Source organism: Psychrobacter sp. SZ93C1 (assembly GCF_015864635.1).
Taxonomy (GTDB): Bacteria; Pseudomonadota; Gammaproteobacteria; order Pseudomonadales; family Moraxellaceae; genus Psychrobacter; species Psychrobacter fozii.
The window spans coordinates 26,438-52,778 of the sequence record NZ_JADYWY010000008.1 but is presented as its reverse complement, the minus strand read 5'-3'; the positions used below and the strand labels follow the sequence as shown (position 1 = coordinate 52,778).

General features: G+C 41.9%; 22 protein-coding genes and 2 tRNA genes. 10 read left to right on the top strand and 14 right to left on the bottom strand.

Annotation, left to right across the window (positions count from 1 at the left end):
* Positions 1-97: 97 nt before the first annotated feature.
* A complete protein-coding gene (locus I6E83_RS10935; RefSeq protein ID WP_197101928.1) occupies positions 98-802 on the top strand; it encodes a hypothetical protein in 705 nt (234 codons plus the stop codon).
* 1,113 nt (positions 803-1,915) lie between these two features.
* Positions 1,916-3,304, top strand: coding sequence for a GntP family permease (locus I6E83_RS10930; protein ID WP_197101925.1), 1,389 nt, complete (start codon positions 1,916-1,918; stop codon positions 3,302-3,304).
* A 624-nt stretch (positions 3,305-3,928) separates the two neighbouring features.
* On the opposite strand, the gene I6E83_RS10925 is transcribed toward I6E83_RS10930, so the two are convergent.
* The 6 genes from I6E83_RS10925 to I6E83_RS10900 all read right to left on the bottom strand — a co-directional run bounded on the left by I6E83_RS10925 (position 3,929) and on the right by I6E83_RS10900 (position 9,307).
* Positions 3,929-4,990 carry a hypothetical protein gene (locus I6E83_RS10925; protein ID WP_197101923.1) on the bottom strand — a complete coding sequence of 354 codons (1,062 nt, stop codon included), beginning with the start codon at positions 4,988-4,990 and terminating at the stop codon, positions 3,929-3,931.
* A gap of 81 nt (positions 4,991-5,071) precedes the next feature.
* A complete protein-coding gene (locus tag I6E83_RS10920) occupies positions 5,072-6,568 on the bottom strand; it encodes a YHYH protein (RefSeq protein ID WP_197101921.1) in 1,497 nt (498 codons plus the stop codon).
* 359 nt (positions 6,569-6,927) lie between these two features.
* Positions 6,928-7,905, bottom strand: a complete 978-nt coding sequence (locus I6E83_RS10915) for a hypothetical protein (RefSeq protein WP_197101919.1) — start codon at positions 7,903-7,905, stop codon at positions 6,928-6,930.
* 100 nt (positions 7,906-8,005) lie between these two features.
* Positions 8,006-8,551 (bottom strand): hypothetical protein, encoded by a 546-nt coding sequence (locus tag I6E83_RS10910; protein ID WP_197101917.1) that lies wholly within the window; start codon positions 8,549-8,551, stop codon positions 8,006-8,008.
* Between the two features lie 127 nt (positions 8,552-8,678).
* Complete coding sequence (locus I6E83_RS10905; protein WP_197101915.1) at positions 8,679-8,984, bottom strand: hypothetical protein; 306 nt, start codon at positions 8,982-8,984, stop codon at positions 8,679-8,681.
* 26 nt (positions 8,985-9,010) lie between these two features.
* Positions 9,011-9,307 (bottom strand): hypothetical protein, encoded by a 297-nt coding sequence (locus I6E83_RS10900; protein WP_194363816.1) that lies wholly within the window; start codon positions 9,305-9,307, stop codon positions 9,011-9,013.
* A gap of 651 nt (positions 9,308-9,958) precedes the next feature.
* On the opposite strand from I6E83_RS10900, the gene I6E83_RS10895 reads away from it, so the two are divergent.
* Together I6E83_RS10895 and I6E83_RS10890 are read left to right on the top strand one after the other, a co-directional pair.
* On the top strand, positions 9,959-10,501 hold the full coding sequence (locus I6E83_RS10895; protein ID WP_197101913.1) for a redoxin domain-containing protein: 543 nt from the start codon (positions 9,959-9,961) through the stop codon (positions 10,499-10,501).
* Positions 10,502-10,707: 206 nt separating this feature from the next.
* Positions 10,708-11,502: a YdcF family protein gene (locus I6E83_RS10890; RefSeq protein WP_197101911.1), complete on the top strand. Its 795-nt coding sequence runs from the start codon at positions 10,708-10,710 to the stop codon at positions 11,500-11,502.
* Between the two features lie 60 nt (positions 11,503-11,562).
* Here I6E83_RS10890 and I6E83_RS10885 read toward each other — a convergent pair whose 3' ends face one another.
* The 7 genes from I6E83_RS10885 to rsmH all read right to left on the bottom strand — a co-directional run bounded on the left by I6E83_RS10885 (position 11,563) and on the right by rsmH (position 21,560).
* A complete protein-coding gene (locus I6E83_RS10885; RefSeq protein WP_197101909.1) occupies positions 11,563-12,483 on the bottom strand; it encodes a putative RNA methyltransferase in 921 nt (306 codons plus the stop codon).
* Positions 12,484-12,711: 228 nt separating this feature from the next.
* Positions 12,712-13,830: a phospho-N-acetylmuramoyl-pentapeptide-transferase gene (mraY, locus tag I6E83_RS10880; RefSeq protein ID WP_110923675.1), complete on the bottom strand. Its 1,119-nt coding sequence runs from the start codon at positions 13,828-13,830 to the stop codon at positions 12,712-12,714.
* A 3-nt stretch (positions 13,831-13,833) separates the two neighbouring features.
* Positions 13,834-15,294 (bottom strand): UDP-N-acetylmuramoyl-tripeptide--D-alanyl-D-alanine ligase, encoded by a 1,461-nt coding sequence (locus I6E83_RS10875; RefSeq protein ID WP_197101907.1) that lies wholly within the window; start codon positions 15,292-15,294, stop codon positions 13,834-13,836.
* Positions 15,295-15,652: 358 nt separating this feature from the next.
* On the bottom strand, positions 15,653-17,404 hold the full coding sequence (locus I6E83_RS10870; RefSeq protein ID WP_197101905.1) for a UDP-N-acetylmuramoyl-L-alanyl-D-glutamate--2,6-diaminopimelate ligase: 1,752 nt from the start codon (positions 17,402-17,404) through the stop codon (positions 15,653-15,655).
* A gap of 78 nt (positions 17,405-17,482) precedes the next feature.
* On the bottom strand, positions 17,483-19,588 hold the full coding sequence (locus I6E83_RS10865; protein ID WP_197101903.1) for a peptidoglycan D,D-transpeptidase FtsI family protein: 2,106 nt from the start codon (positions 19,586-19,588) through the stop codon (positions 17,483-17,485).
* Entirely contained in the window at positions 19,585-20,067 is a 483-nt protein-coding gene (locus I6E83_RS10860) for a cell division protein FtsL (protein WP_197101902.1), read from the bottom strand. The genes I6E83_RS10865 and I6E83_RS10860 overlap by 4 nt, the downstream gene beginning before the upstream one ends.
* A 308-nt stretch (positions 20,068-20,375) precedes the next feature.
* Positions 20,376-21,560, bottom strand: a complete 1,185-nt coding sequence (rsmH, locus tag I6E83_RS10855) for a 16S rRNA (cytosine(1402)-N(4))-methyltransferase RsmH (protein ID WP_413787064.1) — start codon at positions 21,558-21,560, stop codon at positions 20,376-20,378.
* Between the two features lie 326 nt (positions 21,561-21,886).
* Here rsmH and gltX point away from each other — a divergent pair, with 326 nt between their 5' ends.
* The 4 genes from gltX to I6E83_RS10835 all read left to right on the top strand — a co-directional run bounded on the left by gltX (position 21,887) and on the right by I6E83_RS10835 (position 24,368).
* Positions 21,887-23,413 carry a glutamate--tRNA ligase gene (gene gltX / locus I6E83_RS10850; RefSeq protein ID WP_197101901.1) on the top strand — a complete coding sequence of 509 codons (1,527 nt, stop codon included), beginning with the start codon at positions 21,887-21,889 and terminating at the stop codon, positions 23,411-23,413.
* Positions 23,414-23,571: 158 nt separating this feature from the next.
* Entirely contained in the window at positions 23,572-23,949 is a 378-nt protein-coding gene (locus I6E83_RS10845) for a hypothetical protein (RefSeq protein ID WP_197101900.1), read from the top strand.
* Positions 23,950-24,071: 122 nt separating this feature from the next.
* Positions 24,072-24,147 (top strand) — tRNA-Ala (locus I6E83_RS10840).
* A gap of 145 nt (positions 24,148-24,292) precedes the next feature.
* Positions 24,293-24,368: transfer RNA gene (locus tag I6E83_RS10835), tRNA-Glu, on the top strand.
* Positions 24,369-24,528: 160 nt separating this feature from the next.
* Here the strand turns inward: I6E83_RS10835 and I6E83_RS10830 are convergent.
* Positions 24,529-24,828: a hypothetical protein gene (locus I6E83_RS10830; protein ID WP_197101899.1), complete on the bottom strand. Its 300-nt coding sequence runs from the start codon at positions 24,826-24,828 to the stop codon at positions 24,529-24,531.
* A 300-nt stretch (positions 24,829-25,128) separates the two neighbouring features.
* Here I6E83_RS10830 and I6E83_RS10825 point away from each other — a divergent pair, with 300 nt between their 5' ends.
* Positions 25,129-25,782 (top strand): LysE family translocator, encoded by a 654-nt coding sequence (locus I6E83_RS10825; RefSeq protein ID WP_197101898.1) that lies wholly within the window; start codon positions 25,129-25,131, stop codon positions 25,780-25,782.
* A gap of 32 nt (positions 25,783-25,814) precedes the next feature.
* A complete protein-coding gene (locus I6E83_RS10820; RefSeq protein ID WP_197101897.1) occupies positions 25,815-26,273 on the top strand; it encodes a hypothetical protein in 459 nt (152 codons plus the stop codon).
* Positions 26,274-26,341: the final 68 nt, after the last annotated feature.

The following is a 26,341-nucleotide window of genomic DNA, read 5'->3' as shown; positions in this document are numbered from 1 at the left end:
AACCAAAGTCACATTTAAAGATTGATACCTGTGGTCAAATCCGTACAAACCGCCCATACTTATCACACTTATTTAAATAGAATAAAGGAATTAAATCATGAAAACACTAGGATTGTGTATTGCAGCAGGACTGGGATTAAGCGCTTGTGCTAGTGGCATAAGTGGTGGGACAACGGTTGATGCCAATCCAAACAGCATAGTGACTCAATACCCCGTTGAGGCTGCTATGCTCAACATCTATACCAAACAACGGAGTGAAAAATTGGTTGCTATTGTAGGCAATCAAAGTGCCTCAGCGGACATTCAAATTACACCTAAAGGCAGTATTCAATTCAATAATCAAGCGGTGCAAGGTGCCGAAGTAAATACCATCAATAAAGTAAATAATCGAATCACTGATCAGTCAGTCGCGATCAATTACTTTACCCTGAATCCACTAGTGTTTCATGGCTTTACAGATAGCACAGGCAAATATTCACTATCGAACCAGACAACTATCATTCCTAAGATGGCTACAGTCGGTGACTCAAATAAGTTGATGACTGAAACCGTCTATGCTGACAGCAGTATGCATAAAAAAATAGGGTCGTACGAACAAGACTGGTCTCTTGCGCGAGACACCAATAATACGGCATGGCTCTGTATAGAAAACTCAAAAAACTTATTACTGAGCTCTGATCCTATGGGCACTTCATCAGAATGCTACAAGATCAATGCCAAAGGCGATATCTTAGCAAGCAAGGTGACATTAAGGCAGCCATCTACAAATGGGACTAAGACAGTGACGCTTGTTAGTCAGTAGTTTATGGCTATATCGTTGAATGTAGAGTACGCATTGGATACTCCTACAAATAGCGAGTTTTTTTCTAACGTGTGACCTATTTTTAGTTATAGAGCCAACCAATATTAAAGCTATTTGCCGTTATTGATAGATAGCAGCAAGTAGCTTCATCAATTTTAAAATCACATGGTCATCTTAAATCATTTTCAGCTATCGTTTGAGACACTTTACTTCTTTAAGAGCGGTAACAATCTTAGGAGGATACCGTTCTGTGCCAATTATCGACAAGCTTTCCATCATTTTATTTGTCTACCAGTTAGATAACTTTTACATCGCTATTCCTGTCTGCTGAGTCGTTGCGCTCAAATTGGCATTGTTGACTACTCTATTTTGACGGCTTCTACTTTGAACTCCGAACTATAATTGTACTTCTCATTAGTCATGACACCCTCATCATCACATCATCAATTTATCAAATCTGTCTCTGTGGTTGCTTCAGCATAGCGCAGTCTTATTTTCAGAGTACACCGCTAGGACTCTCTAATGACTACTAAGATTTAATAGTTGATATTTATTTACATGTCTGTTAAATTTTAACTTGATACATAATGTATCGTTTTATTTGTATTCGTAGATAGGTAGCAGATAATGGCTTGATGCTCTCACATAATCTCATCTACAAAAGTTGTGCTAGTCATATTTGGTTCATGCTAAGGATAGCTATTATGAACAATCATTCTCTAAATTCGCTCTTACAAGCTAAAACTTTTCTAATACCGATCGTATTAGCTCTCGCTATAAGACTGTAGCTATAAGTATTCATTGCTTTGAATACTCTTGGATAGAGAGAACAAGTCAGGTTGCATTCAATATCGTAAATATATTAAGCACTAATCGTAATATTCTATCTGCAAAATGCTTAGATATCAGTACCTCTCCCTTGACACTATGACATAAGGTAATTTTATTCATTTGTCATTCATGACGATATTTCACCATCTAAATAGCAAATACTAGAAAACTCGAGAAAATTTTATTGAATAATAAGTAGACTAAATTCTGTTTATAAGAAGAATTACCTGATTCACAAATTATAATTTAAAGCGTATTTTTCCATGGAAGGAAATTGAAACTATGAGCATTTTTGCTATTTTTTTGTCTTTGTCACTTTTGATATATTTTGCCTATAGAGGAGTTAGCATATTAGTTTTGGCTCCCTTACTCGCTATTTTAGCTGTTGTTTTAAGTGGCGATAGCAGTCAAACCATGGGGATTTATACTGAAGTATTTATGCAGGGTCTTGGAGGCTTTGCTGTCAAATATTTCCCACTATTTATCTTAGGTGCTATCTTTGGCAAGTTAATGGAAGATTCTGGTTATGCCTATAGTATCGCTCGTAATATAGTAGATAAACTGGGAGACAAACATGCTTTGTTAGCAGTAGTACTGGCCTGTTCGATCTTAACTTACGGGGGCGTATCCGCATTCGTCGTTACTTTCGCAATATATCCCATTGCTGCCGCCCTATTTAAGCAGACAAACATACCTAAAAGATTGATACCTGGAGCCATCTGCATCGGTGCCCTAACTTTGACCATGACGGCATTGCCAGGTTCACCTGCCATTCATAATGTTATACCGATGCCTTATTTTGAGACCGATGCATTTGCAGCTCCTGGTTTAGGCATTATTGCCTCGATAGTCATGCTAGGCGGAGGTATGTTGTGGATGAATCGCCAAACGCGTATTGCAAGTGCAAATAATGAAGGTTATGGAAATCATACGTTAAATGAAAAAGAGCCTCACTCAGGTATCGACATACCCAATTTTTGGCTCGCATTATCGCCTATTCTCATTGTGATAATAGGCAACTATGCTTTTTCAAAAATCATAATACCGTTATGGAACAACAGTTACTTAGCTGACGAAAAGTTTGGTGGGGTAACGCTAAGCTCAGTTATTGGTATATGGGCCATTATTTTATCGTTGTTTTTAGCTTGTATATTTGTGATTGTTTCGAGTTTCAAAAGAATAGATAGTGTGGCAGAAAGTTTAAACAAAGGCGCTACCGGATCTTTACTGCCTATTTTTAACACAGCTTCAGAGGTGGGTTATGGTTCCGTGATTGCAACTTTGGCAGGTTTCGCGATTATCAAACAGTCTCTCATGGGAATTTCACCTGGAAACCCTCTCATATCAGAAGCAATCATGATTAACGTTTTAGCAGGTATTACAGGATCAGCTTCAGGTGGTTTGGGTATAGCGTTAGAAATTATGGGTGCAAGCTATATGCAATTGGCAGAACAATATAACATTGACCCCGAACTGATGCATCGTATAGCTTCTTTGGCTTCAGGTGGCTTGGACTCATTACCACATAACGGGGCAATAATAACAATGCTAACCATTTGTGGTTTGACTCATAGAGAGTCCTATAAAGACATATTTGCTACTGCTGTGGTCATTCCTTTAATTGCTCTTACTCTAGTCATCATACTCGGTACCGTATTTGGGTCTTTTTAAAGAGAAAAGCTAATGTCTATACCATAGAAAGGAGCACTGCCACTTATTGGAGTTATTATAGATAACTATGGAAATTTGTCATATGCTCTTAGCTACGTTTACTCTTTCAAATACAGTTCCACCATATCCTTAGAAGTAGGCTTGGTATGTGTTTTTCTAGCTGAGCATGACTCGTGTCAATAGGTAAGTAATGGCAAGCACTTCATCAGAATGCTACAAGATCAATGCTAAAAGCGATATCTTAGCAAGCAAGGTGACACTGAATCAGCCCAATAGTAACAGCAGTACTAATTCGGTGACGTTTGTTAGTCAGTGATTTATGCGCATATCGTTGTATGTAGAGTACGTATTGGATACTCATACAAATAGCGAGGTTTTTTCTAACGTATGACCTGTCTTTAGGTTATATATAGTCGGTTCAATATGATTTGGATACAAGGAAGCCGAGTGAAAGCACTACAAGTAGTAGGCTAAGCGAGACTGACACCGTACCCAATTTATAGAGGATTGACTAGAGCAAGCCAACGATATACTTGGCTTGCTCCATTTTTCTAAAACAATTCCCGCCAACCTAAATATGTGTGTTGTCAGCTCGTTTGGAACAACACCAATACTTTTCAGATTTTATGATCCATTGACTGTGTAACGTACGATAACTTCATTATCGAGTACTACATTGGTTGACCAAATGAATTCAGCATCTGATTTTTCGTTATCAAAAATATCTGTGAAATTGGTATAAGCTGATTTGTTGTCTACCCCAATGGTTTGGTTACTATAGGTGGTGGCATTCGGCCAACTAGAGTCATCAAAGTCTATTTGTTGCCAATTAGCAGGCAATTCCCAATGCAGACCGTAATCTGCCGAACTATCTTGCACATTGCCGGTGGTAACACAATTGCTAGATAGACGCTCGCTACCCGACTCACTAACACAGGATAAGTCTCTAATCGGCGCGGTATAAAAAGTTTGTGCTTTCCAGTTTTCATCGGTCTTGGCGATGATGTTGTTATCTTTATCTTTGATCACAGCGACTAGACCACCGTCTCCTGCATGAAACTCTGAGCCGTTATTGCTCTCTGAACCAACACCTAAGTTTTCTTCCCAATCTACCAGATGCATAGCAACGGTAAACGGTGCTTTTGCTTTGAAACGTACAATGTTTGAATTGAACTGAGTAAACGGTACATTGTCACGTCCGACGGCTACGCCATTTACGTACATCTCAAAATAATTATCTGCAAAGACATAAGCGGTATACACCTCACCATCTGCATCTACTTCAATGATGTCTGAGCCATCAAGTTGAGATAAAGCTTCACTGGCGGTGCGATAGTCGTTGCCCGTACAAGGGTTGTTTAAGTCGGATGCCACTGGGAAATCTGTGTTGAGTAAATTGGTCGCTGCTGGTACTGTCCACGATTTACCGTCAGTTGACTGGATACTACCGATGTTGGTTTGACGACCGCGGTCACATTCATAGGCATTTGTCACGTCAGTCTGGGCAAGACCTTGAGTTAAGCTAGCGGTGCCAGTATAACTGCTAGCATCTGCACTACTTATTGATGCTGTCGTTTGCTCATTGGCATCGGTAGCTGCTGAGTCTATTTGAGTTTGGCTACACGCCGCTAGCAATACAGCAGATATTGTCGTGGTTAGCAAAGCAGGTATTAAAATAGGTTTCATTAGGATTCCTTAGCATTATATAAGATGGTCTAAAACTCAGCTTATTTGTCTCTATAACTGATCATTATCATTAGATGCACATTATTTTTTCTGTGTATCATCAGTGCGTTTATAAGTCTGTACGGTCGTACCCTCTGGATCAATAAACTCAAAAGTATAAGTATCTTTAGTCGCTTCAGTAGCGCCCCAACCGTAATTCAGCTTATGCTCTTGACCGTCATGGGTATACGTTAGACTATATTGAGTCGGGCTTATAATCTTGTATTCTGTGATCTCGGCTCCGCGCAAAGGCGTTAGCGCTGGACGAACGCCGTGCGTATGCGCTTGCGGTGCAATCTCATTTTCTGGTGCTGTGGTATTTGGATTCACAGTGACCTTGCCACGCAAACCGGCAATTAAATACGGAAACTCTGAAGTAGCATGATATTCATAGCTACCGTCTTCATTGAATTTGCCTAGATATTCATCAAGCTCATCATCCGTTTCACCATAGACAGGAAAACCATCTAGTGCATAAGCAATGGGCTTACCTTCACCAACTTGTGACTGTAGATGGGTTGGTGCAAGATGATAATGGTAGTCATCAGCGCGTCCAGAATGCCCGCCCCAATTGTCTAACTCTCCGAATGCTTTGGCATCCTCACCCCGATTGTTTAATGGGTTGAATATAGGAATGCCATTGGCTGCAATAGCGATGGCCCCTTTCATAAAATTGTCTTTGGCCATCAAAGGCTCATCGGCAAGCTCAGGCTGTAAGGGAATGACCCAACTGTTCTCATTGGTATAATCCTGGTCGATAGGTACTTGCTGCTGCCAACTGGTGATACCTGTCATCATTTCGTGGCTTGGTATACTATTTGATTCGACATACCGATATTTATCATCATGATGGGTACTGACGTTATCAAATGAGCCAAATACTGACGTCATAAAGTCAATATCATTGGCTGGTACTGGCAAATGAGCGATCGCCTCTTTAGTCTTTGCACTGATATTTTGGGCCGTCTCAGTGCTGCTACAAGCCACAAGTAACGCAGCTGAACCCAATACACCAAAAACTGAATAAGCCACTTTTGAGGTTCGGTTTTTTTTGTGGCGTATATTCAAAACATAGAAAAAAACCAAACCACTCGCTAAGATCAAGCCGCCCAAGAGGTAGAAGAATAAAACAGAGCGCGTGTCACTGTTATCCGTTATAACAGAACTTTCCGCATCAGCTTTGTTTAGTGCAGTTCCATTATCATTGGCAATAGCAGTAGTATCGCTTGGATTTTGGATAGCCGTTAATTGATTACTACTTACTAGATTTTCAATCACTGCTAGCTGATTGATCGCTTGAATATGGGCGTTTTTTTCCAAAATATAGGTTTGATCATTGGCTGAAAAGTCCGACAAATCAAAAGAGAGCAACTGATGGTGACTGTCGGTCAGATAAACTATGTCGTTTTCTAATTTAATAAAATCAGCAGCGACACTAGGCTGGCCGGTGATCTGCCATTCTTTGGCAGGCAGAGTATGTGCACTAGGATCATGGGCGTAGGCAGAGGTCAGTGATGAAACTTGTATGGCAGTGACCATAGCAAGCAAGCTGAAAGCTCGAGCCGTTTTTATAAGGGTTATAACACGCTCTCGTTTGGATTGATATTTGAAAGTTAGTCATAGTCAGACAGAGGTACTTATGCGCACTTGTCTAAACGTCGTGGCTACTTGTCATTACTCACACAAAAAATTATAGTGACAAAATCGTAGATCCATTATATTGAGAAGATAATATCAATTTTTACTTTAGATAAACTTTAAGAATTGTTAAGCCTTATTGAGTTTTTTACTATGGAAATCCCATAGACTATATCTTCGCCCGATCTACTACCTTTAATCGTGATGCAACGTATGACGATAACTAGCAGTGTTCTTATATAAGACAGCATCGTGCAAAATCAAAAACGCATCCCATTGTCTTCTAAACACTGCAGCGGATTTTTATCGGACGCACAAGGTTGGATTTTTTTGAGTTCATCAAGCGATAGATATTCAAAATAATTGGTCAGTGCAACACGGGCATCGGGGTCATCTATAAAGTAGCCGTCATCATATATTTTATCTTTCCAACTTGGATTTACTCGATACAAATAAGACTTATAGTCTATATTAGCTAATGCCTCGTCAGGGAGCTGATCAAAAGGGCCATCGTAATAGTTATTTTTATAAACATTATTGGCATTAACGCCTACTAATATGGCAAATTTTTCCATAGGCAGGTAGACAAACTGAGTCCTAGCACCCACTTTAAGTACGTCGCCAACAGGATAATAAAACTCATCATCTCTGGATAAAGGATTAATATAATAAAAGTTATCGGTAGTAGGATGAAATGCCAAATAGAGTGTGACCCCCGAATCATCCATCATTGGTAGGTTGACTTCAAAACCTTGACTCTCAAGCGTCTTTACAAAATCAGCATCCGGCTCTATCTGATTAATCTCAAGGTTTTTTTTGATATTTTTGAAGGTCAATTGATATAAGTTAGGTTGATGCTCTTTCAGGCTAAATATGTCTGATGATTTATATAGTTTATGATGCGTTTTAAATTCACCGCGTTCTTTGCCGGCTATGTCATAAAAATATATAAAGGATAAGCTGCCTTGCTGTCTTAACTTATGACCCACCAACATATTGCCTTTTATTAAGTTGCCCTGATGGTAAAAGTTAAAGTAATAATAGCCTTCTGAAGGGTAAATAGTGAGGGTATCGTCAGTCTGTGATAGCACGTATGCAAAAACGTCATCTACATTATTAATATCAAGCTCAGTATCTTGATACAGTTCATTGATCATTTTCTCGTTAGTATTTAGGGCAGTGGCTTGAGTAGAATACAAAAAAAGCAGACTCACCAGTAGGTAACAAAAGGTTTTCATGAATACTCTCCAAAATGTGGCTTAGTACATAAAAAATGACAGCTAAATGTTTAACTGTCACTTTGTTCTACTCGTAGATAGCATATATAGCATTGCTCAATTATTTTGTTAGTTTCATAGACTCAAGCTCAACGTTTTCATCGTTGATCCCTATTTTAGTGGTAATACAGTTATGAGTTTTGCGGGTTTTACCAAATAGATGACCTGCGCTTTTCGCCAGTTCTTCTTCACCGCTCGTAAATTCGCGTGCTTTAAAAATCTTAAAAGATTTTTTGGGCCAATGCGAGTCAGACTTGCCCCAACGATGACCTCCTCGCTTAGTTTCAGTCATCTCACCTTCAACGAATGCGCCACAAACCTCTCCGTAGCTTTTGTTCGTCATGTTATTTTTTTCAGCAAACTCGGTTAGAGCTACTTGCGATGCATCCTCTTCCAGCGGTACGTTCACCTTTGAAGACATCATGTTTGCCTTGCCCTTTTTCTTCTCTTTCCCAGTGGTGCTCCAATTATGCGTCCACGCCGCAATCGCACTGTTCTCCGTTACAGTCATACCACTTTTGGCACCTGCCATATCATCGGCGGCATGGCTGAGCCCTACTAGAGACATGCTCAGTGTCAGTATCGTTATTTGCTTATAAACATTCATAATATACATCCTTGTGTAATAGTATTTAATATCAATAAATCACTATAAATAGCTGATACTACTATCAGAAGCTACGTTAGGTTTACCATCAAATGTTCCACATGACGGACTACTTGCCTGAATCTCTCTAGGGCCTTGATTGATTCTTAAAGTCTTCGATAGCTTCAAGAGCTTTATCTTTTCTTCTTTGCCAAGGCCATCTAAATCCCTCTTCCTTATCCACTTCAACATCATTTGAATTATTAATGGCACTGGATTTATTATCTGTCGGTACTTTTTCTTTTTTCTGCATGGTTGGTTGCACTGTTTCGTTGACACTCATCATTGAGGTTTCAGAGATGCGTAAGTGTTGGATATCAACGTCTTCAGCATGAGGGATGATAGCTAACGGAAAAATAAAAATGCTAGTTAAAATGGCTTTCCATAATTTCATCGTGGTAGTCCTTTATAGTTAATGAACTAACAGCACTTTGGACGCTCAGGTGTCGCTACTTCTTTGTTCTTCTTCTGCCAAGGCCAGCGCCACGTTCTTTCTTTGTCCACTTCTACATCGCTGCCGTCTTGAATGGCGTTCGATTTTTCGCCCATATGATCATTATCATTGTGCATTTTCATGGTTGCTGGTGCCGCGTCATTGACACTCATCATTGAGGTTTCAGAGATACGTAAGTTTTGAGTATTAACGTCTTCAGCATAAGCGATGGTGGCTAACGGTAAAATACAGATGCTGGCGAGTACAGCTTTTGCTAATTTCATAGTTATCGTCCTTTATGGTTGCTTAACTCCGATACGTAAGATTAGAAATCCATACAGCCAATTAATTTAATTAGATAAACTAACCAAATTAATTAGTATAACTAGGTATAGCAGAAATATTCATCATTTTCCATGAATATATTTTGTGATAAATATGAACATCTTACTTAAAAGGGCATGCCAAAATACGAGCTCAACTATCCCATTAACCACCACTCGCTTTTTATCAATGAATAACCAGTGTGGAATGAACTGATAGCACAGCGTGGTGAGTAGGCTTAGGATAAGAAGTGGTTATATCTGTCCAATGGATACATAGTGTTTATTTGGTTGTATCGATTGCAGACGAAAACCTATATAAGAGACTCGAAAAAGGCAATGAGATACAAGGTTAAAGGTATGACAGCTACGAGGATACGTTTGGTGATAGCTCCTATTAGAAATATCTATAATCAATAGTTAAAGGAACTGAAGATACGTTTTAGATTCATAAAATAAAAAATTTACCGACAGTCATAAAACCTTGCACTCGCTAACAAAAAGCCAACTTCATTGTTGAGCGTTTATTTGTAGTATCGGTACTGAGCATATTGAACGATCAATCAAATTCAACGTAAATAGTTTTTTAATAAAACGATAAGGATAAAAATAATGTCAACAGACTACACTCAAAAACTTCATGCCGGCGTAAAATTCCCAGAGATAGACGTAACCATGCTAAATGGCGAAGTAAAATCATTAGGTACGCCCGAAAATGGTCATGACTGGAAAATGGTCGTTGTTTATCGCGGTAAACATTGCCCAAAATGTACTCAATACCTCACTCAGCTTGAATCTATAAAAGAGTCGTTTGCTAAGGTAGGCGTTGATATCATCGCCATCTCAGGTGATAGTAAAGAGCAATTAAACGCGCATCTAGAAGAGCTAGATATTAACTTCCCTATCGCTTACGGTCTAACTGTTGAGCAGATGAACACGCTAGGTTTATACATCTCTGACCCACGCTCAGAGAAAGAAACTGATCATCCATTCGCTGAACCTGGTCTGTTTGTTATCAATGCAGAAGGTAATATCCAAATCCTTGATATTTCAAATGCACCATTTGCCCGTCCAGATCTAGAAGTGCTGGCTGGCGGCTTGGCTTTTATTAGAAATCCAGAAAACAACTATCCTATCCGTGGTATGCATCGCTAGAGGTTGTTTAAATAGCAGTTTTATATATCTTTCAAAAAAAGAGCTCCCAATTAGGGAGCTCTTTTTTATTTGATGATTGATGACCCGCCTTAAAAATCCATATCCTATCCATCTATCATAATGTACGACTGTGATAATCTTAGACTCGTCACCTTTAAAACCATTTTCCAATATGTCGGTCATCTACATACAAGCGTATTATTTCTATGTCAAAAGCATTACTTACTAGCACTCGTGTCATCTTATTCACTATCGGTATCGTAATCATCGTTGACTGTGTTACTTTGATGGCTGTCGGTAAAATTAATTTTGGCTCGGTAGTACCGTTGCTATTAGGGATTATCTTTGTCGCTCATGGGCTATTTTGGCAAGCCATTCGCAAATTTTTCAGCCGAAACCCTTGGTTAAATCGTTTATGGTATGGACTCTGGGCTGTGTTTACAATTTGGCTCATCAGCTTTGGTCTTTTTATCTGGTCATTACAGCAGCAGATTACGCTTAGCAAAGGGCCTGCACCGACTGTGGCAGCGATTATTGTATTGGGTTCAGGAACGGTCGCAGGCAAACCAACACCGACTCTCGCCAAGCGTCTAGATAGCGCTGTACCACTGATCAAATCACAACCTAATGCATTGATCATAACCAGTGGTGGCGTGGGCTTTCAACGTACACGTAGTGAGGCCGATATCATGGCCACGTATCTACACGAATCACATGGCATTGCTTTCGAGCGTATTTTACAAGAAGGTAAAAGTACCAGTACCGAAGAGAATTTAGCCAATAGCCGAGACATCTTAGAAGCAAATGGGCTGTCTATCACCGAGCCCATCGCTATTGTGACCAGTGACTTTCATACCATTCGCGCAGCCAGTATTGCCAAGCATAAAGGCTATCAGCAGCCTATTACTGTCGCCAGTCCGACCCCTTTATCCATCCGCTATAATGCTTGGTTTCGTGAGTATTTTGCTTTTGTGAGTGGATGGCTGTTGGGAGAGTATTAATGCTAGCTATATTCTCGTCATCAACACAGTACATTTATATAGACACACTGTTGTAAGCAGCTACTTATCAGTCGTTTTTCGCAAGACATAAACCACAAACTTTGCCTCGGTATCAAATGGCTTTGTTTCAACGGCTGTTAGTAATGCCTGTTTTTTCTCGTTACGTGCACGATACGCATAGGGCGTCATGGTCATTAAATCAGCCAAATCACCTGCTGATAACGTTAGCTCTGTACTGACACGATGAGTATCTAATAGCGTAAAATACGGTGACAACTCTGTTAAAAATTTATCAGAATCATGCTCGCGAACATCATCAAATAAGGCATCACGCATTGTTGCCAAGTGACCTGCATCTGGCTTGGCAATGATTAGATAGCCTTCATCAGCTAGCACTTCAGCAAAAGCCTCTGGCAGAATGGGACTAAAAATACTACTGATACCCGTCATACTATGAGCGCGTAATGGTAGGTGTGCGGCGCTAGTGACTAACGGATAAATCGCTGTCGTCTGAGTAGATGTCTCTTTATTCTGCTGATACCACAATTGAGCTGCCATTTTGCTCACTTTAGCCAGCTCAACCACAGCAGGCTTACTGATATCAGCAGCAATGAGAGTATCGATAGCTTCAGTGCTCAGTTGCGCCATTGACTGTGTGTAGTAGCCTTCTCCGCAACCAACATCTAACCAATTTACCTGTTCATTTGATGATAATAACTCCACCATTTTTTGGCAAATTAAGTCATTTAATGGCTGATAATGCCCAGCATGCAAAAATCGCTTGCGAGCCTCAATAGATTGCTGACTGTCGCCTGGGGCTTTAGATTTTTTTTGCTGGACTGGTAGTAGATTGACATAACCCTGACGCGCCACATCAAATGGATGTACCGTTTGCTTAGGGTGTAGGCTACCATCACAGCGCCACGTATCTGCAGCAGGCTGTAGTGGAGATTGACAAAGGGGGCAGATAAATAAGGACACGAATTTCTCAAAGTCATACAAATATGACTGACATTTTAGCAAAATTCGCGTTGGTTCATGCAGAAAAGAAGCGGTTAAAAACGTGAGGATTGGAAAACAAAAAGCCACCTCAAATAGATTTGAAGTGGCTTTTTAATCAACAGTATTGATATTGGTTTAATGTCAATCAGAATGACGATATCGACATAGCTTTAAAATCAACGAACCTTTAAAGTTAACGTAGCTTTATTAACGTAGTTTTAAAGTCATGAGACCTAGAATAACAAGAATGATAGCGATAATCCAAAATCTTGCCACCACTTGCGTTTCTTTCCAGCCAATTTCTTCAAAGTGATGATGTAATGGTGCCATACGGAAAACGCGTTTTTTGCGCAGTTTATATGAACCTACTTGCAGCATAACAGACAGTGCTTCAGCGACGAACAAACCACCCATAATGGCGAAGGCAATCTCTTGACGAGTCATAACCGCAATCGTACCGAGCATCGCACCGAGGGCAAGTGCACCGACATCACCCATAAATACCTGTGCTGGATGCGCATTAAACCATAGGAAGCCAAGCCCTGCACCAATCATCGAGCCACAGACAATAATGACTTCAGAGTTGTAAGCGATATAAGGCACATGTAAGTAATCAGCAAAGCGTACATCACCTGATACATAGGCCATCGCACCCAAACCTGCCGCGACTAAAACCACTGGCAAGATGGCCAAACCATCTAAACCATCGGTCAAATTGACAGCGTTAGAAGCACCATTAATCACAAAATAGGTAAAGATAATAAAACCAATACCAAATGGCACTGCCGAAAATGGAATCATCCAGTCTTTAAAGATAGGTAATAACAAATCCTGCATCTCACGAGTAGTTGCAATATCTGGCTGTAACGTCGCGATATAATACAAAGATATACCGACAAATAATGCGCCCATCGATAGCCAAAAATATTTTTTGCGAGCGATTAGACCTTTGGGGTTTTTATATTTAATCTTGAGCCAATCATCTGCCCAACCCACTGCCCCAAAAATAACCATGACAACGAGCAAAATCCAGACATAAGGATTGTTTAGACGTGCCCACAATAGCGTCGATACCCCAATGGCACTGAGAATCAGGACACCACCCATGGTTGGTGTACCCGTTTTAGCCAAATGCGATTGTGGTCCGTCATTACGAATCGCTTGACCGTACTTGAGCGAACGCAGATGTCGAATGACAGGTCCACCCAACGCCATACTAAAAGCAAGTGCGGTCACGACCGCAAGTAATGCTCTCAACGTCAATGAAGAAACCGCAGAAAACGGCGTATAATACTGGCCAAGCCAGCCAAACAACCAAACTAACACCGCCTACTCCTCGACTAGCGCATTTATAAGAGTTTCCATTTCCATGGAACGAGAGCCTTTGAACAACACGGTACAAGGCTTCGCTTGTTGCGCTTGCAAATACGGCTGTAAATACTGTAATAAACTGTCTTTATCCGCAAATGCATGCGCGCTAATATCAGCAATCTCTTGCGCGCCAGCCACGGTATAAGGGGCATACTCACCAACACAAAGCAGCACATTGATGCCTGTAGTCGCAATAGTACGACCCAAACTTTGATGCTCGCTCACGGCTGCTTCACCGAGCTCCCCGATATCACCGAGTACCATCACTTGCGTACCTGTTTGCGCGGCCAATACTTTAGCTGCGGCACGAACCGAATGAGGGTTGGCATTATAAGTATCATCAATTAAGCGATGCATACCAAGCAACTGACTGTTCAAACGGCCTTTGGCTGGACGGGCATTTTCAAGCCCAATTACGATGTCACTGACAGCAATATTGAGCGCGTGTGCACAGGCAGCAGCGGCCAAGGCATTATTAACATTATGCTCACCAGCCAATGGCAAGTTGATATCATGAACTTGGCTGCCAATATGCAATTTAAACTCACTGCGCTCAGGCTCTACATCGAGATGACTAGCACTAACGTCAGTATTACCAAACCCAATTACATGAGACGTCTGCTTTTCAGCAATACGGCGCAGTTGATTGGTGAAATCATCCTTATCAGGAACAATCGCAAACTGGTCATTGGTTAATGTGCTATAAATCTCAGCCTTGGTCTGGCAAATGCCTTCACGGCTACCAAATTCACCCAGATGCGCGGTGCCAATATTTAGGATACAAGCCACATCAGGCTGAACAATCTCAGTCGTATAGGCAATCTCACCAATATGGTTAGCACCCAACTCTAAAATAGCATAACGATGATGATCCGACAGCTCAAGTAGCATCATCGGTACACCCAAGTCATTATTTAGGTTACCGCGGGTAATCAGCGTTGGCGCCAATCTACCAAAGATACTACCAAGCATCTCTTTGCAGGTGGTCTTACCGCTAGAACCAGTGATTGCAATCACGGTCAAATCTGTGTGCTGCTGGCGACGATAAGCGGCCAATTGACCTAGTGCTAAGCGTGTATCACTCACTACCAACTGCGGAATACTGTTTGGACTGGTAATAGGACGCGATACGATAGCAGCGATAGCACCTTGTGATGCCGCCATATCGATATAATCGTGACCATCAAAATTGTCACCACTCAGCGCTAAAAATATATCACCCGGCTTTATCGTGCGGGTATCGGTAGCGATACGATTGCCCGTGACAGCGTCGTTTGGTAACTCGGTCTGTCCTGCATTTATTTGTTCTGGTGATAACTGCCAATGACCATCAAGAGATGCTGTCGCAGCAAGCAGATTATCTACTTGCCAGACATACAGCCCTTGCGACTGAGTGGCAGTATCGTTGTCGGCTGTCATAGTGATTACCTTATATGATGACTACTTAATTTTTATAAATATTAGGGTCTGTTGAACATTCAAATATTAGGGCTGCTGCTGATTGCTAAAATTGCACCAAACTAGGCGCAAGTCGACGATAATGTCGAGACCTTAGCTAGGCTTGTAACAACGTTTGGGATAATTTTAGCATCAGCCTTTCAGGGCAGTACTATTTTTTGCCAATATATGGCGAAATTGTTTCACCTAGAATAACTAGGCATCAAAAATTTCACTGCATATTGTCTAAAAAAATAGTGACTGCCAGCACCACATTTGAATGTTCAACAGACCCTAGACTTTTAAATGATTGTGACGTAAAAACTGTCAAGCCAATTGCCTATACTCGGCCCGCTTGCGCTAGCGTTTGCTGCAATATGACACTGTCATCAAAATCATAACGGACATGATTAATCTCTTGATAAGTCTCGTGTCCTTTACCAGCGATAACGACAATATCATCGGCAGCGGCATGACTGACGGCATACTCAATGGCTGCTTGGCGGGCAGGTTCGATATGCGTACGTTGATATTGCTCTGTACTCATGCCAGCTTGCATGTCTTGTAAAATCACATTGGGATCTTCGGTACGTGGATTGTCAGCTGTCAAAACAACTTGATCAGCACCAGCCAATCCTGCTTGCGCCATCAATGGACGCTTGCCAGCATCACGATCGCCGCCACAGCCAAACACCGCCCACAGCTGTCCCTTACAATGAGTCTTGAGACTGGCCAGCACTTGGCTCAATGCATCAGGCGTGTGCGCATAATCCACGATAAAACAGCCATCATTAGACGGCACACGCTGCATGCGTCCAACAGCACCTTGTAGCTGCGGCACAACGGCGGCTATACGCTCAACGTCACTGTATATTCCATTATCAAAATCGTTTGAGTTCACACTAAGCGCCACTGAAGCAGCAATAGCCGCGAGCAAATTAGCAACGTTAAAGCGTCCTAATAACGGACTTACGATGTTTATGTTGCTTATGTTCTCATTACCAGAGCCATTACCATTCATATCACTACGCAGGGTAATTTCGACACCTTGTAGACTTGGCTTAATGTCAGCCGCCACAAAGGTAGCTGTTTTTGATGGTTCTAAACTATAGGTCCAAACGATTACATTGCTAGCCTGCGCAGTATCAATCATAACCTGTGCATATTCGTCATCGATATTGATAATGGCATGCGTCAAATCAGGAAAATGTGCTTTATCAAACAATTTGGCTTTTGCCGATGCATACTCTGTCATATCGGCATGATAATCTAAGTGATCGCGACTCAAATTGGTATAAATCGCCACAGATACGGGCATACCTTGCAAGCGCTGCTGATCTAATCCATGAGAGCTGGCTTCTAATGCTAAGAGTTCAGCGCGCTCTGTGCCCATTTGATACAAGAACTGCTGGACCGCTAAGGCATCACCCGTGGTATGGCTGGCCTGTACCAATTCACCAAGTCGACCATTACCCGCTGTACCCATCACTGCACTACTCATGCCAGTTAATTGGGTTAATTGCGCTACCAGTTGACTGATAGTGGTTTTGCCATTCGTACCCGTTACAGCAACGACCCTTGGTAAGGTCACTGACTGCTGATATTGCAAACGAGATTGGATTAAGCTGCCTAAAAAATCACGGATATTGGGTGCGTATAATACTGGACAAGGCAGCGTAGCTAATTGTTGCTGTGCGTTCGAGATACTATCCCCTGATGAGCTAATATCGGCAGAATTTGATATATTCGCCGTAGCAAACAGAGCGATAGTATCCACTTCCGATAGAATAAAAGCCGCATTTTTAGCAGCTTGGGATAGATAGTCGCGGCTTTTTTGACAGTTTGATGTTTGGCTTTTTAAGAGAACAAATGCATCATTCATTTCAAGCTGACGACTGTCTAAACGGAACTGATGAAATGGGATATTAGCGATTACATTTATATGATTTGACTTGTCTTGAGTCACTGCCTGATTAGCCGATGCCGCTACTATCGCCGTCCATACCTGCTGTAAACCCTGTTTATGACTGCTATTGGCTTCAAGCAATTGTTGCAAGGTAACAGGAGCATTGTTCGGCGATGAGATAGTCATTGGCAAATCCTAAATGGTTAAAACAAATCGAATAATTAAGCGCTAAACATTGAAAAACGGTCAGTTACACTTTTACTGCTATGGCTCTTCCGTTTTTAACGGCTTGTCTAAAGGTACATTATATAAACGTAGCGCCTCTTTCATGACGTTATGGAACACAGGTGCTACCGTCAAGCCAGCATAAATTTGACTGCGTGGATCTTCAATGAGCATCACACCGACTAACTTTGGATTAGACGCTGGCGCCATACCAGCAAAGACGTTGCGGTACTGGTCGGTATAATAGCCACCATCTGGGTTGATACGGCGTGATGTACCTGTTTTACCAGCGACGCGATAACCATCGATAGCAGCGGCTTTGGCTGTACCACCCTGCTCTGTGACACTTTCTAGCATTTGGACAATCGACATCGCCTTTTCGTGCGCCATGATACGCTTGCTCGGCAGCGGCTTGTCAGTTTTAGTCAAGGTCAATGGATGCATGACCCCGCCTGCCGCCAACGCTGAATAAGCCTGTGCTACCTGCGCTAGCGTCGCTTCCATACCATAACCATAACTGACGGTTGCACGGCGTGCTGTTTCTTTCTCTTTTGGTGTCACGACCAGACCACTGCCTTCACCAGGGAACTTTAATGGTGTCTTCGAACCAAAACCAAACTGCCTTTGCATATTACTAATAGCATCGGCTGGCAGTGATAGCGCAATCTTGGTAGAGGCCACGTTACTAGATTTCTGTAATAGCGTTGCCAGATTAATCATACCCAGATTATTATGATCACGAATGGTATAGCCACGAACACGAATAGATCCAGGATTGGTATCGATTAAAGAGGTCGGCGTGTATTTACCAGAATCCAAGGCGGCAGCAACGGTAAATGGCTTCATTACTGAACCTGGTTCAAACACATCAAGGAGCGCACGGTTACGCTGGTTTTCACCAGTCATCTCATTTAAGTTATTTGAGTTAAATGATGGCCATGTCGATAGTGCGAGCACTTCACCCGTTTGCACATCAACGATCATACCTGTCGACCAACGTGCTTTTTGCAAACGACCTGCTTTTTCTAGCTCTTTATAAAGCAAATACTGCAAGCGCGAATCAATGGTCAACGCCACATCTTTGCCCGGTATTTCTGGTTCAATTTGCTTAATTTCTTTTAGACTATTTTGTTTGGCATCTTTTAATACCAATACCTTACCATCATCACCTGCCAGCTCAGTCTCATACTGACGCTCGATACCGGCACGACCTTCGTAACCACCTTCAGGATCGCTAGCACTTTGTCCCATAAAGCCCAATAACTGCGAATTTGGTTGCGGCTGCGGATAATAGCGCTGAAAGAAATTCTTTTCATAAATACCAGGGAAATCAAGCGAGCTGACACTCTGAGCAATCTCAGGCGTGACCTTATTCAGCAATGGCAGATAATGTGAGCCTGCGCCCGACGGCAGTGCGGCTTTTACTGCTGCTTCGTCAGTGACATCAATACTGTCATCAATGGCGGTGACTTTTTTTAACTCGTCGACTGAGATGTTGGCAGCAGCAGCAAGCGTGGTCAGATCCATATTGTCTAGACGCTTCTGCATATTCGCCTGTAATTGTGGACTGCTAGGGTTGGTAAGAATAATCCGCTTTAGCTCATAATATTCACGCGAATAATCATGCGGACTAAAAGACACGGTGGCAAGTGGAGCACTGACGGCTAGAGGCAGATCATTGCGATCGGTAATCATGCCACGATAAGATTTTTGCGTACGCACGCTGGTAATAAGCTCATTACCTTTATCTTGGTAGAACTGGGCATTAGCGACTTGTAAATAATACGCACGAGCTATGAGTAACCCCAATACGACCAGTGCGATACCCCAAATAGTACGGAAGCGATTCTTATCATGCTCAAATCCACCACGAGAGGATGCGCCAGATGCCTTACCTAAAAATGCTCTTTTGGCTTTTTGATTTTTGACACTGGTATATGCACCCTTGTCTTCGTTCTTTTTTAGGCGATCAAATAGTTTGGCTTTTCGATTGCCAGAAGATTGTTTTTCAGGCTTGCTGCTCGTTTGTCCAGATTTAGCCGCGCTAGCAGGGCGTAATGGCTTGGTGACCTTGCCACTGGCTGGTTTTTTTCTGGTAGTTTTGACAGGTTTTTTGCCACCAGTATTAGGTTTTTTGTCACTCATTGTCCTACCTCCGCTTCCGCAACATCAGGAGACAAATCCGTAGAAGCCCGTGGTCCAACAGCGTATGACTCTTCTTCATCCGAATCAGTAGTGTCCACTGGTACCAATACCGTAGCGGCCCCTGGCTGGATGATGAGCTTGTCTTTGAGGGTTGGTGAGAACATACCCAACTCAGACACAGCACGACTGGCAATTTGCGGTGTCGCACTAAATGTCTGTTGTTCAATGAGCAAGCGCTGGTGCTCAACTTGTAGCTTACGCTCTTGTTTTTTCATGTCTTGCAAGGTTTTATAGTCCTGATGATATTGCTGAACGCCTTCGGCTGTTTTGATACCGCTCCACACGATCGCGGCAGCTATTATTAATAGCACTGCCACATAGATACTGACCACATTAAATCGGCGCACGAATAGTTCGCCGATATCGTTATTATAGGGCGGTGCGGCGCGACGTTTTGTCGGTTTGTCAGATATTGCCATGACGATCTCAAAAATTGAACTTCAAAATATAAAAAGCGATAACCGTCTATGAGTGATGCAACACTCATGAGCCATCAGCACCATCAGAAAAGATAAAGGTAAAACCAAACAGACAAAAAAGAAAGCAACTGTCGAGCCTAGCAGAGAATGTTTACAGGTTTTTAACAGCCACGTAACCATTAAAACATCAGTCCTATCTCATAAACAGATAGTGGACCAAATACCATGCCCAAGCGTTTATATATCTAAGTATTTATATGTCCAAGTACTCAGAATAAGTAGGTATTTATGTACCAACTATCTAGACTTTACTGGTCGCCGACAGGCAGATAGTCGATATCCGTACGTGTTGCCATGCGCAACCACGCACTACGTGAACGTGGATTTTGACTGGTTTCAGCTTTGCTTGGACCCACACGCTTAGGCTTGCTAAAGTAACGTGGACGATTGGGCGGCATCGGTAGATTTTCGTCTTCTGGATACTGTCCTTTGCTATGGCGCTGCAAAAACTGCTTAATGCGGCGATCTTCTAATGAGTGAAAACTAATCACCGCCAGTTGTCCGCCTGACTTCAAAATCGGGATACTTTGTTCTAAAAAGGCATCGACATCACCAAGCTCATTATTAATAAAAATGCGCATTGCCTGAAAGCTCTGAGTCGCTGGATGCTTGCCGCGCTGCCAGTTCGGGTGCGCAACTTTGATTACTTCTGCCAACTCAAGCGTGGATTCAAAACTGTCCATTTGCTTAATCGCACGTGCAATACGGCGGCTATGACGCTCTTCGCCAAAGTCATAAAGTACATTAGCCAAGGTTTCATCATCGACTTTCATCAACCATTCAGCGACCGACTGGCCACGACTGGTATCCATGCGCATATCAACCGCACCATCACGCATGAAGCTAAAGCCACGACTGCCATCATCAATCTGCGGTGAGGAAATACCCAAATCTGCCATTAAGCCGTCAACTTGCACGATGCCCATGGCTGCTAGACTGTCCGTCAATGTCGCAAAGCTGTCATGAACCACTTTCACGCGGCTATCTGTACTTGCCAGCTCTTGAGCCACGCTAATGGCTGTCGGATCTTTATCAAAAACAATCAGCTGAGCATCATCGGCAAGCTGACTTAATAGTAGTCGACTATGTCCACCGCGCCCAAAGGTCGCATCAACGTAAATACCGCTTATCTGCAAGCCATTCTGGTCGTCATTGCTTTGGTTCACACTGTCTTCAGCATCATTGCCTGTTTGCTTCGGCAAAGATTTGACACCCAAGACGGCGGCGACTGTTTCTTGCAGCAACACCGCGTCATGGACAAAGCTCAATTCGTCAGAGGTTGTTTTATCTGTTACAGATACTTGAGCAGACTGATCAGCAGACTTATCTTCTACCGTAGACAAAATAGCCGCTGAGTCAGAGTGCTCAGTGGTTGACGAAGGAGTTGCTGTAGATTTTGACTTATTTTTTTGCTTATTATTTAATAATGACACACACGACTCAGTAGATGACGACCATTTTGGCCAGTAATAGTGAAAAATCAGATGAAAATAAACAAGTTATGCCTTGCATAGCATTATTATCGCAAGGATATATCTGTAGTCAAGCGCTAGAAGGGCTTTTCATTAAAAATATCCTATCTCTCTGTTATACTAGCGCTATATTTTACGCTATTTTTCTACTTTGACGACTATTGTTTCATCCGTATTTTTTATTCAAATATTTCATGCATATTTGTCATTGCGATTTTTTATTACCCTCTTTCACTGCTAAATTCATTAACCAACACATTCATTAACAAACGTATTTTGAGATTCCTATGACCCAAACATCGACCCAAGCACCAACGCGCCCTGTCCGTACTCGTATCGCACCTTCACCGACTGGCTTTCCTCACGTAGGAACAGCTTACATCGCACTATTTAACTTGGCCTTTGCTAAAGCGCATGGCGGTGAGTTTATTTTGCGTATCGAAGACACTGACCAAACACGCTCAACCGAGCAATCAGAACAAATGATTTTGGACGCCTTACGTTGGGTCGGTCTAGATTGGAGCGAGGGTCCAGATATCGGTGGTCCACACGCCCCTTATCGTCAGAGCGAGCGTAGCGACATTTATACCAAACACGCCGAGATACTCATAGAAAAAGATCATGCGTTTCGCTGTTTTTGTACCAGTGAAGAGCTAGATACCATGCGTGCTGAGCAAATGGCCAATGGCGAGACGCCACGTTATGACGGTCGCTGTGCTCACCTTGCACCAGAAACCACCGAGCAATTGGTAAGCGAGGGCAAACCTCACGTGATTCGTATGCGTGTGCCTACCGAAGGCATCTGCCAAGTACATGACATGCTGCGCGGTACGGTTGAGATTCCTTGGACCCAAGTCGATATGCAAGTGCTGCTAAAAACAGACGGTATGCCAACATACCATTTAGCCAATGTCGTCGATGATCACTTGATGGACATCAGTCATGTGATGCGCGGTGAAGAATGGCTGAACTCTGCGCCTAAGCATCAGTTGCTTTATGAATATTTTGGTTGGGAAATGCCGACCCTTTGCCACATGCCATTACTGCGTAACCCAGACAAATCAAAGCTGTCTAAGCGTAAAAATCCAACCTCTATCACCTACTATCGTGATGCGGGTGTACTACCTGAAGCGTTGCTCAACTACCTCGGTCGTATGGGCTACTCAATGCCAAATGATGCTGAGCAGTTTACCTTAGAAGAAATGATTGCTAGCTTTGATATTCAACGTGTGTCGCTTGGCGGCCCGATATTTGATATCGAAAAACTAAACTGGCTCAATGCTGAGTGGCTACGCGCCCTAACCCCTGAAGAACTAAAGAACAAAATCCTCGAATGGGCAAGCAATAGCGACAAATTAACGGCTATCGCAGCGGCGATTCAACCACGTATCGAGCTATTGTCTGATGCGGTGAATTGGAGTGGTTTCTACTTCCAGAACCTACCTGCTATCAATGCTGAGAGCTTTACCCATAAGTCACTCACCCCTGAGCAAATCATCGAGATGCTACAGCTGTCATTATGGCAGTTAGAAGTCTTGCCAACTTGGTCGGAAGAAAACATCTACGCCACGCTAAAAGGTCTGGCTGCTCACCTCGATATTAAGATGCGTGACTTTATGGCACCATTCTTTATCGCTATCGCTGGTAGCACGTCATCAACGCCAGTCATGAACTCTATGGCGATTATCGGTGCTGATATGACCCTAACTCGCTTGCGTCATGCCGTTGATGTGCTTGGTGGTTTGGGTAAAAAGAAACTGAAGAAACTTGAAAAGCAAGCGGCAGAATTGCCGGACTTTTTGGCGGCTGAATAGTTTAGCTGCTGAATAACTTATCTACTAAACAGTCGATTAGCTGAAATTTTTGAATGTAGAAGGGTCAGGCCAGTTCTGACCCTTTTTCGTTATTAATAGGCATTACTACCCTTAGACTATTAAATATCCTTTATCAAACCTCTTCACTGGAAATAAACATGGCCGCCAAAACCGTCACGATAGAAAGCAAAGATTATGTCTTTAACACGCTCAAAGAAGCGCAGAAATATTATGATGCCATCGTAAAAGAACTTTATGATGCAAAGCTTACCCTGACAAAGGGTCAAGATTTCGAAGATTTGAAATGGATATATACTACTTACTGTGGTTATACCAATCATAATCTAGATAAATTAAGCCAGTTTGACATCATTGGCTTTAAAGGTATCAGAACCGTCAGAGAAAAAGGGGGTCAATATATCCCTACTGAATGCTGTGTCATCATTTTTTCTGATGGTAACTCTAAGTGTACTGAAGAAGAGTTTTATACTGATAAAGCCATCAAAGAGATCTCTCTCAAGCAAAATCCACGCTGATTTGGGCTTGTTAAGCCATTAAAATAGGCTAAAACGCTTTTTTTTGCATATTTATGAATTATTTTTAAAATAGTAGTTGACAGGACTGTCGGTCTTGCATAAAATACGCACACTCTTAGCGAGGGGCTATAGCTCAGTTGGTAGAGCACTTGCATGGCATGCAAGGGGTCAACGGTTCGACTCCGTTTAGCTCCACCATACTATTTATTGCAATGCTCAGTACTACTGAAATTTATAATAGATACTCGCTAGTAGGACGATATCAGCACCTAGGCAATGCTTACTTGTAAGCTATCTGATATTGTGAAGTACCGTTGTAACCATTGGTTATAACACTCTATGCGTCCCCATCGTCTAGAGGCCTAGGACACCGCCCTTTCACGGCGGTAACGGGGGTTCGAATCCCCCTGGGGACGCCACTATTCGGCGTCACTTATTAGCACTTTTGCTTAGCATCAGATTAGACTAGTAAGCGAACAATAAAGAAGCCCAGTCATCATACGGTGACTGGGCTTCTTTATGTCTGTTGGTTTTATTATAGTCAGTTTATTACGATTTGGATAAACTGAAGTTACTATATCAACGATCGTAACAAGAGACGAACTCTCTAATCGCCCAGCCCCATTGCCTATACTCACCCTTATAGTAACCTTCTAAATAAACCCATGGACGGTTTCTACTATCATAAGTGACCTCTGTGACATACACTTCGCGATCATTACGCAGCTTATTAATAATCTTGCCATTAGGTTCATCGCGGATGTTTAATGGTGTGTCAGTCGGATCTGTTACTTTGCAAACTCTCTCGGCATGCGCGGCACTTATCCCAATAGTCGTCGCAAAAAAAGATACAGCAACGTTATAAGCCAAACGTTTCATTTAAAATCCTTATTATCAACAAATGTTTTATCTAATTCTAATATATTATCAGAGTTCAAACAGCCATATCTGCGATTTTTATAAGATATTGACGTTTTATCCATTTCACAGGGACTGAGCGTAAAGTGTGTCTTATGGTTTTCAAACATCTCTTAACCTTACTCTAACTATCAAATGGCTATTGGCACTATTGCCAACTCACTCAATGCTAGATACTATCTACCCTATAAGAGTTTTATAACTTCCATACAGACTGTATGACACACGGACAATTAGGGTTATCAAAAGAAAGGATTCGCTATGTTCGGGATTGAGAACTATCTAGGGTTTATTTTGGCTGCTATTTTGTTAAACCTGACCCCAGGCACGGATAGTATGTACATCATTACCCGTAGTATTTCGCAGGGGCAAACGGCAGGGTTTTATTCTGTGTTGGGTATTACTTCGGGTATTTTGGTGCATACGCTACTGGCTTCTCTAGGGTTATCCGTGTTGCTTGCCAACTCTCCTACGGCATTTATGCTCGTTAAATATATTGGTGCTGGATACTTGTGCTATTTAGGTGTCAAAATGCTAATGAGTAAACAGCAGCCTTTGATAGCCAATAGTTTGCAGGATAGCGAGAAGCCGAAATCCATCAAACCTCTAGACCATTGGCAAATATATAAGCAAGGTGTACTCACCAATACCTTTAATCCAAAAGTCGCGTTATTTTTCCTCGCATTTTTCCCGCAGTTTATTGACTCCAGTTATGCTTACGGCATGCTGTCATTTTTAATGTTGGGACTGACCTTTGCTGTTACTGGCTTTATATGGTGCTTATGTTTGGCACTGCTGGCGTCAAAATTCAGCAAAAAACTAAGAGAGAATCCAAAAATTGAATCGATGATGAATAAAATAAGTGGTGTCGTATTTATGGGGCTAGGAATTAAGCTATTAACTGAGAAGGGTTGATAGAATTGGAATACATAGTAGAGGAAATAATAATGAACGATGATAGTAAGAAAAAATTTACTTTGCTACTTGAAGAGTTACTCAACACGGAATGCTCAGAACCAAGACAAATAGAGATAAACCTTGAACTAAATAAATTATCTCCCGATCCACTTTGGAGTGATTATATATTCTGGAGTGATGAGTATGTACACGAAGATGGGAATGTAAACTACGAGAAACTGTTTGATAAAATTTCTAGTTATCCGAATTCTTACGAGTATAAAACAAAAAGTCGTATTTTAGAGCTGGCTCAAAAACTTATTATTAAAGATTTTTCTGATATTAGTGAAGTTGACATCGTAAATGAGATCAATGAACTATCTCCTGATATCAGTTGGACGAACTACCTTTTTGTCGATAAAAGCTGCTTAAACAATGACGGTAACATCGATAAAGAAAAGTTCTTAAATAAAGTGTTTAAAGAGAGCTGGAATGAGAACTTCAGATAAGTTAAGTAAATAGATTTTCAGATATTTGCTTTCCCTTTTCTCAGACAATAAAAAAGCCCAATCCCCTA

What these genes read in the sequence shown, in the direction of transcription:
- I6E83_RS10870 (WP_197101905.1), bottom strand. Translation starts at nt 17,404, where the DNA reads ATGACTATCTCATCGCCGAACAATGCTCCTGTTACCTTGCAACAATTG.
- I6E83_RS10910 (WP_197101917.1), bottom strand. Translation starts at nt 8,551, where the DNA reads ATGAATGTTTATAAGCAAATAACGATACTGACACTGAGCATGTCTCTA.
- I6E83_RS10860 (WP_197101902.1), bottom strand. Translation starts at nt 20,067, where the DNA reads ATGGCAATATCTGACAAACCGACAAAACGTCGCGCCGCACCGCCCTAT.
- I6E83_RS10890 (WP_197101911.1), top strand. Translation starts at nt 10,708, where the DNA reads ATGTCAAAAGCATTACTTACTAGCACTCGTGTCATCTTATTCACTATC.
- gltX (WP_197101901.1), top strand. Translation starts at nt 21,887, where the DNA reads ATGACCCAAACATCGACCCAAGCACCAACGCGCCCTGTCCGTACTCGT.
- I6E83_RS10935 (WP_197101928.1), top strand. Translation starts at nt 98, where the DNA reads ATGAAAACACTAGGATTGTGTATTGCAGCAGGACTGGGATTAAGCGCT.
- I6E83_RS10820 (WP_197101897.1), top strand. Translation starts at nt 25,815, where the DNA reads ATGAACGATGATAGTAAGAAAAAATTTACTTTGCTACTTGAAGAGTTA.
- I6E83_RS10865 (WP_197101903.1), bottom strand. Translation starts at nt 19,588, where the DNA reads ATGAGTGACAAAAAACCTAATACTGGTGGCAAAAAACCTGTCAAAACT.
- I6E83_RS10900 (WP_194363816.1), bottom strand. Translation starts at nt 9,307, where the DNA reads ATGAAATTAGCAAAAGCTGTACTCGCCAGCATCTGTATTTTACCGTTA.
- I6E83_RS10920 (WP_197101921.1), bottom strand. Translation starts at nt 6,568, where the DNA reads ATGGTCACTGCCATACAAGTTTCATCACTGACCTCTGCCTACGCCCAT.
- I6E83_RS10930 (WP_197101925.1), top strand. Translation starts at nt 1,916, where the DNA reads ATGAGCATTTTTGCTATTTTTTTGTCTTTGTCACTTTTGATATATTTT.
- I6E83_RS10905 (WP_197101915.1), bottom strand. Translation starts at nt 8,984, where the DNA reads ATGAAATTATGGAAAGCCATTTTAACTAGCATTTTTATTTTTCCGTTA.
- I6E83_RS10875 (WP_197101907.1), bottom strand. Translation starts at nt 15,294, where the DNA reads ATGACAGCCGACAACGATACTGCCACTCAGTCGCAAGGGCTGTATGTC.
- I6E83_RS10845 (WP_197101900.1), top strand. Translation starts at nt 23,572, where the DNA reads ATGGCCGCCAAAACCGTCACGATAGAAAGCAAAGATTATGTCTTTAAC.
- I6E83_RS10830 (WP_197101899.1), bottom strand. Translation starts at nt 24,828, where the DNA reads ATGAAACGTTTGGCTTATAACGTTGCTGTATCTTTTTTTGCGACGACT.
- I6E83_RS10895 (WP_197101913.1), top strand. Translation starts at nt 9,959, where the DNA reads ATGTCAACAGACTACACTCAAAAACTTCATGCCGGCGTAAAATTCCCA.
- I6E83_RS10925 (WP_197101923.1), bottom strand. Translation starts at nt 4,990, where the DNA reads ATGAAACCTATTTTAATACCTGCTTTGCTAACCACGACAATATCTGCT.
- I6E83_RS10825 (WP_197101898.1), top strand. Translation starts at nt 25,129, where the DNA reads ATGTTCGGGATTGAGAACTATCTAGGGTTTATTTTGGCTGCTATTTTG.
- I6E83_RS10915 (WP_197101919.1), bottom strand. Translation starts at nt 7,905, where the DNA reads ATGAAAACCTTTTGTTACCTACTGGTGAGTCTGCTTTTTTTGTATTCT.